General features: G+C 66.7%; 13 protein-coding genes. 4 read left to right on the top strand and 9 right to left on the bottom strand.

Annotation, left to right across the window (positions count from 1 at the left end; all coding sequences use genetic code 11):
- Nucleotides 1-410: 410 nt before the first annotated feature.
- Complete coding sequence (locus OWC43_RS18030; protein WP_137827637.1) at nt 411-1,403, top strand: catalase family peroxidase; 993 nt, start codon at nt 411-413, stop codon at nt 1,401-1,403.
- A 26-nt stretch (nt 1,404-1,429) separates the two neighbouring features.
- Here the strand turns inward: OWC43_RS18030 and OWC43_RS18025 are convergent, their stop codons facing one another.
- The 5 genes from OWC43_RS18025 to OWC43_RS18005 form a co-directional block, all read right to left on the bottom strand.
- Nucleotides 1,430-1,690 carry a hypothetical protein gene (locus tag OWC43_RS18025; RefSeq protein WP_393957670.1) on the bottom strand — a complete coding sequence of 87 codons (261 nt, stop codon included), beginning with the start codon at nt 1,688-1,690 and terminating at the stop codon, nt 1,430-1,432.
- Between the two features lie 115 nt (nt 1,691-1,805).
- Nucleotides 1,806-2,261 carry a hypothetical protein gene (locus OWC43_RS18020; protein ID WP_393957668.1) on the bottom strand — a complete coding sequence of 152 codons (456 nt, stop codon included), beginning with the start codon at nt 2,259-2,261 and terminating at the stop codon, nt 1,806-1,808.
- A gap of 486 nt (nt 2,262-2,747) precedes the next feature.
- Entirely contained in the window at nt 2,748-4,079 is a 1,332-nt protein-coding gene (locus OWC43_RS18015) for a Y-family DNA polymerase (RefSeq protein WP_393957667.1), read from the bottom strand.
- A complete protein-coding gene (locus OWC43_RS18010) occupies nt 4,076-4,540 on the bottom strand; it encodes a LexA family protein (protein WP_393957666.1) in 465 nt (154 codons plus the stop codon). The genes OWC43_RS18015 and OWC43_RS18010 overlap by 4 nt, the downstream gene beginning before the upstream one ends.
- The gene (locus tag OWC43_RS18005; protein ID WP_393957665.1) at nt 4,537-4,785 is read right to left on the bottom strand and encodes a hypothetical protein; all 249 of its coding nucleotides are present in this window, start codon (nt 4,783-4,785) and stop codon (nt 4,537-4,539) included. Before OWC43_RS18005 ends, OWC43_RS18010 begins: the two co-directional genes overlap by 4 nt.
- Nucleotides 4,786-4,907: 122 nt before the next feature.
- On the opposite strand from OWC43_RS18005, the gene OWC43_RS18000 reads away from it, so the two are divergent.
- Complete coding sequence (locus tag OWC43_RS18000; protein ID WP_137827642.1) at nt 4,908-5,156, top strand: DUF6894 family protein; 249 nt, start codon at nt 4,908-4,910, stop codon at nt 5,154-5,156.
- A 148-nt stretch (nt 5,157-5,304) separates the two neighbouring features.
- On the opposite strand, the gene OWC43_RS17995 is transcribed toward OWC43_RS18000, so the two are convergent.
- On the bottom strand, nt 5,305-6,354 hold the full coding sequence (locus OWC43_RS17995) for a substrate-binding domain-containing protein (RefSeq protein ID WP_393957664.1): 1,050 nt from the start codon (nt 6,352-6,354) through the stop codon (nt 5,305-5,307).
- Nucleotides 6,355-6,675: 321 nt separating this feature from the next.
- Here OWC43_RS17995 and OWC43_RS17990 point away from each other — a divergent pair, with 321 nt between their 5' ends.
- Nucleotides 6,676-6,990 (top strand): hypothetical protein, encoded by a 315-nt coding sequence (locus OWC43_RS17990; protein ID WP_393957663.1) that lies wholly within the window; start codon nt 6,676-6,678, stop codon nt 6,988-6,990.
- 79 nt (nt 6,991-7,069) lie between these two features.
- Here the strand turns inward: OWC43_RS17990 and OWC43_RS17985 are convergent, their stop codons facing one another.
- Nucleotides 7,070-7,198 (bottom strand): hypothetical protein, encoded by a 129-nt coding sequence (locus OWC43_RS17985; protein WP_281405155.1) that lies wholly within the window; start codon nt 7,196-7,198, stop codon nt 7,070-7,072.
- Nucleotides 7,199-7,744: 546 nt separating this feature from the next.
- Here OWC43_RS17985 and OWC43_RS17980 point away from each other — a divergent pair.
- Nucleotides 7,745-9,892 carry a helicase-related protein gene (locus OWC43_RS17980; protein ID WP_393957662.1) on the top strand — a complete coding sequence of 716 codons (2,148 nt, stop codon included), beginning with the start codon at nt 7,745-7,747 and terminating at the stop codon, nt 9,890-9,892.
- A 173-nt stretch (nt 9,893-10,065) separates the two neighbouring features.
- Here OWC43_RS17980 and OWC43_RS17975 read toward each other — a convergent pair whose 3' ends face one another.
- A complete protein-coding gene (locus OWC43_RS17975) occupies nt 10,066-10,335 on the bottom strand; it encodes a hypothetical protein (protein ID WP_137827647.1) in 270 nt (89 codons plus the stop codon).
- 253 nt (nt 10,336-10,588) lie between these two features.
- Entirely contained in the window at nt 10,589-12,742 is a 2,154-nt protein-coding gene (locus tag OWC43_RS17970; RefSeq protein ID WP_393957661.1) for a VCBS domain-containing protein, read from the bottom strand.
- Between the last annotated feature and the right edge of the window lie 34 nt (nt 12,743-12,776).

Here is a 12,776-nt window from a genome sequence, read left to right as displayed (position 1 = left end):
TCGGTTGTCAGGTCAGACCAGAGCATGTGGCTCATGGTCAGACTATCCGGTGGATACCTACGTCGTTCTCCGCAGAACGCTGGAAGACCATTGCAGCGACGTATTTCAGCGGATCGAGCCGAAGTGGTTCGGATCACGACTGTCGGATTTCAGCAGCCCTCCGGACCCTCTGAAGGGCCGAGATGCGGTGGGGGGGGCCGAGACGGCCGATCCCGCCCTCGACGCCGCGTCCCCGTTGCGAACAACGCTGCTGGGCCAGGCAATGACGCGGACATTGCGGTTGCAGTCGGCCCCGTTCCGCGCGGGGGCGGCCAGCGATGAGGCAGCGTCTACACCTGCATCATATTGTAAAAGTTCCATTTTGCTGAGGCAGCCGATAGCATGTGTGCATCGCCCCCGGAGAGGTACGGATGACGGTTTCACGCTACGCGCAGGCTGTGGTCGCAGGTTTTACGCTGGCTCTGGCGACGGGCCTTCCGACCATGGCCCAGGATGCTTCCACGGCCGAGCAGACCATCGACGTCATGAACACGCTGTTCGGCAAGCATGCCGGCAAACGCGCCAACCACGCGAAGGGGGTGGTGGCAGAGGGCAGCTTCACCCCGTCTCCCGAGGCGGCCAAGATCAGCAAGGCCTCCCTGTTTCAGGGGCCGGCTGTTCCGGTGACCATCCGCTTCTCGGATGCCACCGGCGTCCCGACGATCTCCGACGGCGCGGCCAACGCCAATCCTCACGGCATGGCACTCAAGTTCAAGCTCAGCGACGGCGCGGAGATGGATGTCGTCGTAAACGCGCTCGCCTATTTCCCCGTCGCCACCGGCGAGGAATTCCGCGACCTGCTGAAGGCCGTGTCGGAGAGCGGCCCCAACGCGCAGAAGCCCACGGCCTTGGAGCGCTTCGTCGCCACCCACCCGGCCGCCGCGACGGCCGGCAAGACGGCCAAGACCCCGTCGAGCCTCGCCCGGCAGACCTATAACGGCGTGAACGCCTTCATCCTCGTGGACAAGGACGGTCAGCGCCAGCCGTTCCGGTTCAAGTTCGTGCCCGTGGAGGGGGAGGAAATCCTCCCCGCCGATGAGGCGGCCAAGCGGGACCCGAACTTCCTGATGGACGAGATCGGCCCTCGCCTTGCCAAGGAACCGGCGAGATTCCGGGTTCTGGCGCAACTCGCCGAGGCGGGCGACCCGACCAACGATGCGACGAAGCCGTGGCCCGACAGCCGGAAGACGGTCGAACTCGGCACGCTGACGGTGACCAAGGCTGTGCCGAACAGCGCTGAGGCCGAGAAGGCGCTGCTGTTCATGCCGAACGCCCTCACCGACGGCATCGAGGTGTCGGACGACCCCCTCATCGACGCCCGGGTTCAGGCCTACGCGGTGTCGTTCGGCCGACGCTCGCAGTAGGGCCTCGCCGTCGACGGATCGCCCGTCTAACGGGCGGTCCCGGCAGCAGGCGCGGAGGAGCCTGCGGGGCGCGATGCGTCGGGCGTACCGGTGCGCGCGCCGTCTTTGGTCGCTGCCGAACCGGTCAGGCCGCCGGCGCCGAGGCTCCCGTTCGCCTTGCCGGCACCGGTCTGGCCCTCTGCCGGCGGCTTCGCCGGACTTCCCTTGGTCTCGGTCGCTCCCGCACTCCCTGCGAGGCAGATCGAGAGCGCGGCGCCGAGGAGAATGGTACGCTGAGTACTGCCCATAGCCCGTCCATTCATGACTGCGCGCGTGTCGCTTCCTGAGCAACGACAGACGATCGGCCGTGTTCCAGGGGCGGGCGTTGGACCGGGAGCGAACATCCGCTTCTTCCGCCCCCGGTCATTCGCAGATCGTCGCACTCTTGCCGCGCAGGCTGCGCAGACCGGCCAAGCTGATGTCTTCCGTGACGGCTTCGTGCCATTTGTCGAGCAGGCGGATGCTGAAGCGTCGACCGTTCAGGATGCGCTCGAGGACATCGCCGTCCAGTGAGATCGCCCCGGCCTCCTGCATCTGCGCCGTAGGGAACATGATGTTCGATACGGGCTCGTCGTCGATGCGATACTGATAATTGAAGAGGGAATTTCTGGGCAGCCCCGTCACCTCCAGGCGGTCGCCGACGATCTGGATGCGCGACAGGCTCTTCGGCGCCAGGATGCAGGCCGTGCCGCCGCCGGATGGCCGGTCGGTCTTCTTGAGGACCCAGTCGCCCTCACTCGCCAAATTTTGTCCGGTATCCTGGGCCGCAGCGAGAGAGGCGGCCAAGCAGGCCGCGACGATGCAGATCGTGGCTTTCATCACCGGCACTTTCTCCTCCCAGGTCGATGCGGACGGAGGGAAACATTGCTCACCCGGCGCTGCCGTCGATCTGAGACACATCCGCTCATCACGCGACTGCTTACCCCTCGGCGTGCCGGGGACTTGTGTTGCGCCCGCCGCGCGCCATCGGCTGCAGTGACAATCGCTTCTTCGTGAGTGGAGTGACGATGTCGTCGATCGAGGCTGGAACAGGATAAATCTACCAGCTCAAAGCCAATATTTTCAGTGGTTGTCGTAAGGGGTTCTCGTAAATAGGCAGGAGGTCCTCGCATCCACTCTAGTTCGTCGACCGCCTCAACAGCGGGGCGGCAGCATGGACGCTCCTTCGGTACAACGGGTGTGGTGCGGTGAGGCCCAGCAGAATCGTGATGATCGGCGTGAACACCCAGTGACCATACGGCGACAGAAGTGCTCGGCGTACTGATGCGGGAGTCTCCATTGGAGCGGGGCATACGCTGACCGGTTTCACGCATGGACGGTCGGAAGCTCGTCCACTCGCGTCGTGTAGCGCGGCGTCCGCATCTCGAACTTCGTCGTCCAGCCGCGCCGCTGCCGCTCCAGGCCAGCCCGGGCCGGCACCACGGTGCCGCGGCCCCAGCGGGCGTTGCAGGCGTCGAGCGCGCCCATCAGGCTCGCCGAGCGCTCGCGGTCGAGCCGGCCGATCAGTGCGCGCTGCGAGCCCGCCAGCGGCACGAGATCGGTGGTGACGATCCCGGCCTTGGAATAGCGCCAGGGCGGGTCGCCCTGCTCGCGCCATGTCCGGGCGACCCCGTGGAGCGCCGCCGGGATCAGCGCCAGCGTGTCGTTGGTGGCCTCCGGCAGCGTCACCACCGTCGAGACCGATCGCATCGGCTCGCCGCGGTCGTGCTCGCTCGTGTGGTAGAAGACCGTCACCTGATCGGTCCCGAGCCCCTCCCGCCGCAGCTTCTCGCCGAGCCGCGTCGCGTGGGCGGCCACCGCCTGCTCGAGCTCGGCCCGTTCCGTCACCCGGCCGGAGAACGAGCGCGTCACCGCGCAGCCCTTGCGGCGCGCCGGCACGAGATCGAGCCCGAGGCAGGACACGCCGCGCAGCTCGTGGATCATCCGCTCGCCCACCACGGTGAGCGCCTTGCGCACCGGCCGCGGGTCGATGTCGCGAAGATCGGCCACGGTGTCGATGCCGAGCGCTTCGAGCTTCGCCAGCGAGGCCCGGCCGACGCCCCAGAGCTCGCCGACAGAGATGCGACAGAGCCAGTGGTCGTAAGCTTGTGGATCGGTCAGATCGCACACCCCGCCGAGTTCGGGTACGCTCTTGGCGATATGGTTGGCGAGTTTGGCGAGCGTCTTGGTGGGTCCGAGCCCGACGCAGGTCGGGATGCCGGTCCAAGCTCGCACCGTCGCCCGGATCTCGCGGGCGAGCGCGACGCGGTCGCGCCGGGTGAAGGCGGTCAGGTCGAGGAAGCTCTCGTCGATCGAGTAGACCTCCACGTCCGGCGTGGCGTCGCGGTAGATCGCGTTGATGCGCGCCGACATGTCGCCGTAGAGCGTGTAGTTCGACGAGAACACGCGCACGCCCTGGCGCTGGCACATCTCGCGGATCTGGAAGTAGGGCGCGCCCATTTTGATCCCGAGCGCCTTGGCCTCGGCGGTGCGGGCGATGGCGCAGCCATCGTTGTTCGACAGCACGATCACCGGCACGCGGGCGAGCTTGGGGTCGAACACGCGCTCGCACGAGCAGTAGAAGCTGTTGCCGTCGATCAGGGCGATGGCGCGCCCGCCGCCGATCCGGTCGCGCAGCCGTTCCGCCGGCCCGCTCACCGGGACAGGCCGGTCTTGGCCACATGCCAGCGGATCGTGAAGCGCACCACGCCCCACACTGCGGCCTCGGCGAGTTCCTGGAGGGCGTAGATGGGCAAGTCAGCGTTGTCGAAAGCGAGGCGCGCCGTGTTGCCCTCGACCACCAGGCGCTTGATCGACATCTCGCCATCGACGGCGGCGACGACGATGCTGCCGTGGCCGGGCGCGAGGCTGCGATCGACGCAGGCGAGATCGCCGTCATGGATGCCGGCGTCGCGCATGCTGAAGCCGGCGATGCGCCAGAGGAAGGTCGCGGGCGGGTTCGGGACCAGCCAGCGCGGCAGCTCGATCGCCTGCTCCTGAAAATCGTCGGCGGGTGACGGAAAGCCGGCGCAGAGCGCCTGACCCATGACGGGCACGCGCACGGTCGCAACCCCTTCACCGGGAAGTTCCTCGATGCGGAAGACGCCGGCACCACTCATGCCGCACCGAGCCTACCGCGCACGAAGCCGTAGGAGACGACGCAGCGCGCCGCCCTCTCCCGTTGTTCGGCAGCGTCGAGATCGGTCAGGGCATCGGTGATCGCCGCCACCAGAGCCGCGCGCTCGTCGTCGCGATATGCGGAGCGGTAGGCCAGCGCGATAGCCTCCGCCTCGGCACGCCGCGTATCCGGATCGGGTGCCAGATCGTTGCGCAGCGTCATCCTGCGCCCGCTGAACGCGTGCATCGAGCCTCCGGACCGTATAGAACAGATAAGGAACAAAGCCGATCGCGGCGCTTGGTTCAACGAGGATCGCGGCCAAGCCGAAATGGCGTGGGGAGCATTGTGGACGCGGAGCGAAAAACGCAGTGACGGTCCAGCGTTACCACTTCCACTGCGTCGGCGGCGGGGGCGACGCCGTCTTCGACCTTGCCGGTCGATGGGTCCCGCGGCTGCAAGCGCTCAGTCCCCAGGCCGACCGCGTCGCCGCGGCGCTGATGGCCGCAGCGCCCGACACCGATTGGTCGGATTGGCTGGTCGACGTGCACGATGCGCGGGGCCGGCGGGCTCTCATGCGTCCGTTCGCGGAGGTGCGGTCGAGGGAGCGGAGCCTATGATTCCGGCGGGTCCGACGGCGGCAGCCGATGGCGCGGGATGGTGAGGCCCGCTCACGGTCGCAATCAAACTCTGGCCGGCCTCTCTGCAGGTCGCAGTGCCCGTGACGGCTGCCGCTCGCGGGTGCAACGCCGCAACCATCCGGATATCTCAGAGCTGCACCCCGTCCGAGCCCGGGAGTCGGTAACCGGACATTCCTGCGGCGCGCGCCCTCGCCAGCGCCATGAACGCGTCGAACACCGGGGCGGCCAGAGAGCGGCTCGCCGCGAGATAGTAAGCCTCCCAGCCGACCGACAGAAAATCGAGACCGAGCCGCTCGGCCGCGGCCCGCGCCCCGAGTCCGACATCGCCCGCCCCGCACGCGATCATGGCCGCGACGGCCTGATGGGTGAATTCCTCGACCTCGTAGCCATGAATTCGGGCCGGGGAGAGACCCGCCTCCGCCAGCATGCGATCGAACCAGAGGCGCGTGCCCGATCCGGGCTGACGGTTGACGTAGCGGACGCCCTTCTTCGTCAAATCGCCGAGCGTGCGGATGCCGAGCGGGTTGCCGGGCGCAAGCAGAAGGCCCTGCTCCCGTTCGAACACGAGATGCGCCACGAGCCCGGCCTTCTCGTTAACGCCGGAGAAAGGTGCCTCGGCCTGGTCGGGTGAGAGCGCACCGCAGTGGAAGCCGGCGACATCGGCGCCCCCGGCCAGAAGAAGCCGCACCGCCGCACTGCTTCCCATCACCGACATTTCGATCTCCCCGTGTTCGGATGGAAGATCGTGCAGCAGCGCGATGAGCAGTGGGTCGTGGCTTGCCGCGAGGGCGAGAGCGCCGACGCGACCGGTGAGCAGGCGGCGCAGCCGGTACGCGATGGCGCGGGTCTCGCGCTCCAGGCTCGCGTCCAAGCCCGCCACCGCCGACGCGAAGGCGTCCGCCAGCGTGGTCCCGAACTCCGTGAGTTCTGAGCCTTGACCCTGGGTCTTGCGAACGAGCGGCTGGCCGATCGCCGCCTCGTATGTCTGCAATCGGTTCCAGGCCGCGCGGTAGGACATCCCGAGGGTCTCGGCGAAGCCCTTGATGGATCCCGTCTGCCGGATGGCGTCGAGCATCACGATCAGGTCGCTCACCGGAAAGGCCGTCGAACCGATCCGCATCGTCCCACCGAGCTTGAGGTCAATGGCAAGGGACCCGATACCGGCAGAAGAGTTCATATTGATGCCGCTCCAGATGTCGTAGACAACCAGATAGCCTGAAACGCAGCGACGTGTCGTCGTCCGCTGAACATTCCCACGGGCTTCGCCGGTGATGCGACCCTTCCGTACGACCCATGCCCTCGCACCGGTTCCTTCGCATCACCGGGCCGACGCTGCTGCTCCGTCCGTCAGAGGTCGCGGGCCGTCACGGCCCGTGACGCGGGCTGGAGCATTCGCCCGCCGGGCCCGGCGCCCTGCCCCGCGGAACGGGGGTGGCCGATCGCCTTCGGCACGCCCGGTCTCGTTGCAACGACCCCGATCGGCACGGAGGCGCGAGGAATGGCCGCTTCTCTGACCGTCGGCGATCTCTTCAAGGCCAAAACCGTCACTGAGGAGCAGGTGAGAACGGCTGTCGAGACGTATCTCGCGATGCCCGATACGTCGGCGCATCCGATTGCTGCGGGCTACACGGTGGATCTGGCCGCCGCCGTCGCACAACATGGCTGGGCGAGCAGATTGATGACCCGGCCACAAACCAATCCGGTCCTGATGCGGGCGGCTGTGCAGACAGCGATCCTGTTGGCGAGCGTCAAGAAAGCCAGGACTAGAGCCAGGAAGGATGCCGCAGCGTCCTCGATCGAGCGTCCCCGATGAGAGGAAGCCCGGCCCGATTCCAACGGGAATGGTGAGGCCGATCTGCGGCCAGCCTCACGGGTGCCGGACGAGGATTCGCCTATCGGCACTGCTCGTCGAGCATTCTGGCGATGTCGAGCCCCCCGAACGACATGCCGGGCTTGAACGGCGGTCCGGGGGAGATGCGGACGCGACCGGTCTCGCTGAAGAGTTCGAGGGGCTGCTTCACACTCCACGATCCATCCGGATTGTGCGTGAATCGTGAGCAGTCCACCTCCATTTGGCCCGTCGGCTGCTGCGCATGGGCCGAACTCGCGACGAGCGCCAATACGGACAAGCCAAACATCACAGAGCGCATCGGCATGAACGGTCCCCGAGCGCAGTGCGCCTTGCTGAGTTGTAGGAGGGCGTGGACGGAAAACCAGCCTGGATCTCCAACGCGCGACCGCGATGCGCTCGAAGATTTCATGAACGGCCCGCCAGAAGAGCGAACGCGTCTTCATCGCGATTTAAGTGCAAGCGCACGTCCACCGAGCAGCCGTCCGGAGCGCGGTTCGGTGGAGCCTGCCGCGACGCCGGTTCCCACGGATGACCCCCGCGGCGGCGGATTTCGGCATTAGGATCGACGGGCGGTGACGATCGAGGCCTGCTATCGTCGAGCGGAGGCCGCGATGCCGAACTTCCTGTCCGTCGAACGAGTTGGTTGCCTGATCTCGATGCGGACGTGAGGAAGGCCGAGCGTCCCGCATTGTTCGTTTCAGCCGAGACCGTATCGATGGCCCGCAAGCGCCTGCACCCGACGATCGAGAGCCTGATCGAATCGATCGTGCGCCTCGGCCTGTCGCCGAAAAGCGTCGACCTCGAAGCGCTGCGGGCCACCCTCGAACTGCCCGAGTTCGGCGCGGCGGTCGAGGATGAGCGGGTCGCACGGGCTTTGCGCGAGATGGCGGCGGCGCGCGCCTTCGCCGAGACCGGGATTCCCGCGCTCAAGCAGGCTTTGCCCGCCCTCAAAGCGGCGGTCGCGAAGGATCACGGCATCACCTGGAGCCTCCGTATCGCGATTCCGCTGCTCGATGCCGGCCGCATGGATGTGCGAGTGGAGGCGGCTCCGGAACGCGAGGCGGCCGAGATCCTGGCCGGGATGGCCCGGCGCAACGATCCGACCGATCGCATCGACGCCCTGCGGGCCGCCCTTGCCGGAACGGAGCACGAGATCGTTCAGGCCCTGCGCAAGCCGATCGACCGGCTGAGGAGCCAGATCCTCGCCGATCTGCGCGACGTCGGCGGCGACGCCGCGGCTTATATCGCGCATATGGACCGCTCGCTGCGATCCCGCCAATTCCGCTACGGTCCGAAGCTCGCCCGCTCCCTCATCGATGCCCTGACCCCGGTTCGCCAACGGGCCAAGGCCGTCGCGCGCGAGGGCTCTCGCCTTCGCCTTCTGCGGGATCGGGTCGGGTTCGGCGCCTATATCGAGAAGTTCGGTGCGGCGCGGCGCCTGAACCGGCGCATCCTCTTCCACATGGGGCCGACCAATTCCGGCAAGACCTACGCGGCCCTTCAGGCGCTGACGGCAGCGCCCACCGGCGCCTACTTGGCTCCGCTGCGCCTTCTCGCCCTGGAGAACTTCGAGGCTCTGCGCGAGCGCGGTCTGCGGGCCGGCATGGTCACGGGCGAGGAGGTTCTGGGCGAGATCGACCCGACCCATACGGCCCGGACGATCGAGACCGCCGATCTGACCCGGCCGATCGATGTCGCCGTGATCGACGAGATCCAGATGCTCTCGGACCCGGATCGCGGCTGGGCGTGGACGAACGCCCTGTTCGGTGTCCCGGCCAGGACCGTCATCGTCTGCGGGTCGGATGACGCCCTTTCTTACGTGCGCCGCGCGGCCGAGGCGGCCAACGAGTCGCTGGAAGTGATCCCCTTCGAGCGCAAGTCGCCTCTCCTGCTCCAGGAAGAGGCGAGTCCCCTGGAGACGGTCGAGCCGGGCGATGCCGTGGTGGCCTTCTCCCGTCGCGCCGTGCACGAGAACCGCGAGATCCTGGTGGCCCGCGGGCACCGGGTCGCCACGATCTACGGCGCGTTGTCGCCCGAGGTGCGCCGCGCCGAAGCGGCGCGGTTCCGGTCGGGCGAGGCCAACGTCCTCGTCACCACCGATGCGATCGGGATGGGCCTCAACCTCGGGCCCCTGAAGCGGATCGTTTTCTCGGCGGTGCGCAAGTGGGACGGCACCGCGGAGCGCGCCCTCACGAATTCCGAAATCCGGCAGATCGCCGGCCGGGCGGGGCGCTACGGTCATCACGAGATCGGCTACGTGGCGGCCACCGAACCGACCGCCCTGGAGCCGATCCGCCTCGCCTTGTCGGGTGCGCCGACGGCGCCCGCCGCGGACATGCGCTTCTTCGTGCGGCCGGACCTGACCGCCATTCGATCCGTGGCGGAGGAAATGCGGACGAGCAGCCTCTACGAGGTGATGACGCATTTCGCGCGGGCCACCTTCTACGCGGGCTCGCCGTTCCAGCCCTCGGCCCTGGAAGAGATTTTGGAGGTCGCGCGCACGATCGACCGCGCGCGCCTGCCGATCGAGGAGAAATTCATCTTCTCGGTCTGTCCGATCAATCGCCGCGACGAGATCGCCATGGGGATGCTCGAGCGCTGGAGTCAGGCCCGCGCCATCGGCACCACCGTCCCCGCGCTGCGCGCCAGCATGGCGGGCGAACTCGATTATCAGGAACGGACGGTCAAGCTCGCCAGCGCTTATCTCTGGCTGGCCCGCCGCTTCCCCGACACCTTCGACGATGTCGAGTCGATCCGACAGATGCGCGGGCGTGCCAACGACGCCATCGAGCATCATCTGCGGGAGACGGCGACGCGCAAGGCAGAACGCCGGACGCGCCGCGTCGCCGGAACGCGGAATTGAACGGCGGAGCTTGCGCCCCGCCGTCAGCCGTTCAGGTCTGCGACAGCGTCGTCAGAGACCCATGAGGACGTTGGCGGAGCCGACCACCGTCATGGCGACACCGCAGACGAAGACGCCGATCATGGCGTAGGAAAACGCTTTCAGCATGTGACTTCCCATCTCCCGGTGGTCGATCAGCAGCGGTAGCCGCCCGAGACCTGACCGTACTGCTTGGTCGGGAAGTGCTGCTGATTGGCATTGCCCTCGGCCGCCGAGCTCATCGGGCAGCGGTCGTAGAGCGGGCCATCGGAGCTGGTGATCGAGCCCGTGGTCGTCACGTCGTGGGGCAGGGTCGAGCTGTAGCGGCTCGCAGGAGCGCTGTAGTCGAAAGCCAGAGCGGACGAGGCCGGAGCAGCAACGCCAAGAGCAAAGGCAGCGATGGCGGCGGCGATACGGGTTTTCATGAGGTTTAAACAACTCCTTACGCGGTGATATCGGGCCATCCGATATCTCTTCGTCTTGCGTAAGACCAATATAGGTGCGACCGAACCGGCGTGACGTGCCTCGACGCACATGGAGAGCCGGATTAACTTCGAAGGGCTGCCGACAAACCTGCGCGCTCCGCTCGCCGACCGACCCCATGGCGAAAGCCGTCCCGTGATCACCTGGGGCGATCACGGGACGGCTTCGCTTCGCGGGACCGCCTGCGGCGGACCGTCAGACGATCAGACCGTGATCGATGTACAGGATCGGCGAACCGGCGGTGTCCAGAACATTCACAGCGCCGACCGCGATCGTGAAATCGCCCGTGTGCTGGGCGGTGAAGCTGTGGGTCAGCCAGCCGCTGTCCCCGTTGGTGCCGACGGTCGCGATATTGGACAGCTGAGAGATGTGCCCGTCCGGGTCCTGGACGAAGGCGAAGTCGTTGTAGGGAAGGTAGTCGTTTCCATCAAAGTAGAAGTCGAAGCTGAGGGTTTGGCCTGCTTCGAGATGAACCGTTTCCTTCATGGCGGAGCCGTTCGTGACGGTGTTTCCGCCGATCTGGGACAGCTTGCCCGCGTCGAGCCCGAGGAACTTCTCCAGTTGCGCGGCGCTGGCACCGTTCCCTCCCAGCATGGCCGAATGCGTCCCTTCGGTCGCTCGCGTCGTCACGAGGCTGGCCGATCCAAGGGTCTGCCAGTCACCGAAGCCGCTCTCGAATCCGAAGGCGAGAAGGGTTTCGTTCGCGCCGGCGACATCGATGACGACGTTATGGCTGGTGCCGTCCAGGGATGTGACGGCGATGGTGTCGCTCACCTGCTGACCCGCGGTGAGGGCCTGCACGTTCGCCGCCCCATTGTCCAAGCTGTAGGACCAGTTCCCGTTGGCATCGATCGTGAGGGCGCCGAAGGCCCCCTTGAGCGCGTGGGCGGCGTCGTGCGCTACGAAGTAGCCTTCGCCGGTATCCACGTCGGTGATGCTGAGTTTGCCCGCCGCCGCGAGGATCCCGTCTTCCTTGACCGCGCCCGTAGCGGTTCCGCCGATGACGGCGGCGTCGTTGAGGCCCGTGACCGTCACGGTGACGGAGGCGGTGTCGACGAAGCCTTGATCGTCGGCGACCTTGTACTGGAAGGTCACGTCGGTCTGCTCGCCGGCCCTCAGCGACTGGAGTGCCTGACCCGGATCGTAGCTGAGGCTCAGCCCGTCCTGGCCGATCGTGACCGTCCCCTTGAGACCCGCGGCGAGCACCTCGGTGACGTGCAGAGCCGCGTTGTCGGCAGCTAGCAGATCCTTGTCGTTGGCCAGCACCTGAATCTTGACCGCGGCGTCCTCCGTGGTGGTGACCGTGTCGGCGGCCGCGAGGACGGGGGCGACGAGATCGAGCTTCTCGAACTGACGGGCGGCGAGATCGAGGGTCTTGAACTGGTACATCCAGTTGCCGTCACCGGCCAGATGCTTCTTGAAACCCTGAATGTCGGCGAGAACCGCCGCATCCTGTGCTTCCGCGGCAGTGAAGACCAACTGCAGGGTGTCCGATCCGCCCTCGCCCCAGAGATCGATATGAGCGCCGCCCTTGCTCTGGGCCAGCGTCATCCGCACGAGGTCGTTGCCCTCGCCGAGATAGACAAGATCGGAGCCGCCGCCGAGGGTCACGCGGTCGTTGCCGCCGCCCGCGTAGATCGTGTCGTTGCCGGATCCGGTGGTGATCACATCGGCGCCGGAACCGGTATAAAGGCGGTTGGTGCCGTTGCCGACCGTGACGGTGTTATTCCCTTCGCCGGCATAGATCTCGTTGTTGCCGGCACCGGCCGTGATGATGTCGTGTCCGGCACCCGCGTTGACCCGATTGGAGCCGCCGCCGGCATCGACGATGTTGTTGCCCTCACCGGCATTGATCTGATCGTCGCCCGAACCCGCGGTGATGCGGTCGGCGCCGGACCCGGTGTTGATCGTGTTCCGGCCGTGGCCGGCGTCGATGACGTTGTTGCCTTCGCCGGCATTGATCTGGTCGTCGCCCGAACCCGCGGTGATGCGGTCGGCGCCGGACCCGCTGTTGATCGTGTTCCGACCGTCGCCGGCCCGGATCAGGTTGTCGCCGTTGCCGGCATTGATCTGGTCGTCACCCGAACCGGTCACGATCGTGTCGTTTCCCGAACCAGTGTTCACTTGGTTCGCACCATTCCCCGCATCGATCGTGTTGTTGCCTTCGCCGGCATTGATCTGATCGTCACCGTTCAGAGCGACGATCGTATCGTTTCCGGATCCGGCATTGATGGTATTGCGCCCGGCACCGGCAAAAATCGTATTATTTCCTTCGCCAGCATTGAAGTTATCGTCTTCGTCCGAGCCGTTGAAGATATCGTCCTTATCGCTGCCGTTGAACGTCGCCATTGGATGCTCCCCATATCCGTGGGCGCCTGCCCGT

Source organism: Methylorubrum sp. POS3 (assembly GCF_043352485.1).
In the GTDB taxonomy this organism is placed as follows: domain Bacteria; phylum Pseudomonadota; class Alphaproteobacteria; order Rhizobiales; family Beijerinckiaceae; genus Methylobacterium; species Methylobacterium suomiense.
This window is presented reverse-complemented; position numbering and strand designations above follow the sequence as displayed.

Bases quoted from the DNA above. Each gene is read 5' to 3' on its own strand.
- OWC43_RS17995 (WP_393957664.1), bottom strand. From the start codon at position 6,354: ATGAACTCTTCTGCCGGTATCGGGTCCCTTGCCATTGACCTCAAGCTC.
- OWC43_RS17990 (WP_393957663.1), top strand. From the start codon at position 6,676: ATGGCCGCTTCTCTGACCGTCGGCGATCTCTTCAAGGCCAAAACCGTC.
- OWC43_RS17970 (WP_393957661.1), bottom strand. From the start codon at position 12,742: ATGGCGACGTTCAACGGCAGCGATAAGGACGATATCTTCAACGGCTCG.
- OWC43_RS18030 (WP_137827637.1), top strand. From the start codon at position 411: ATGACGGTTTCACGCTACGCGCAGGCTGTGGTCGCAGGTTTTACGCTG.
- OWC43_RS17975 (WP_137827647.1), bottom strand. From the start codon at position 10,335: ATGAAAACCCGTATCGCCGCCGCCATCGCTGCCTTTGCTCTTGGCGTT.
- OWC43_RS18010 (WP_393957666.1), bottom strand. From the start codon at position 4,540: ATGAGTGGTGCCGGCGTCTTCCGCATCGAGGAACTTCCCGGTGAAGGG.
- OWC43_RS17980 (WP_393957662.1), top strand. From the start codon at position 7,745: ATGGCCCGCAAGCGCCTGCACCCGACGATCGAGAGCCTGATCGAATCG.
- OWC43_RS18025 (WP_393957670.1), bottom strand. From the start codon at position 1,690: ATGGGCAGTACTCAGCGTACCATTCTCCTCGGCGCCGCGCTCTCGATC.
- OWC43_RS18005 (WP_393957665.1), bottom strand. From the start codon at position 4,785: ATGCACGCGTTCAGCGGGCGCAGGATGACGCTGCGCAACGATCTGGCA.
- OWC43_RS18020 (WP_393957668.1), bottom strand. From the start codon at position 2,261: ATGAAAGCCACGATCTGCATCGTCGCGGCCTGCTTGGCCGCCTCTCTC.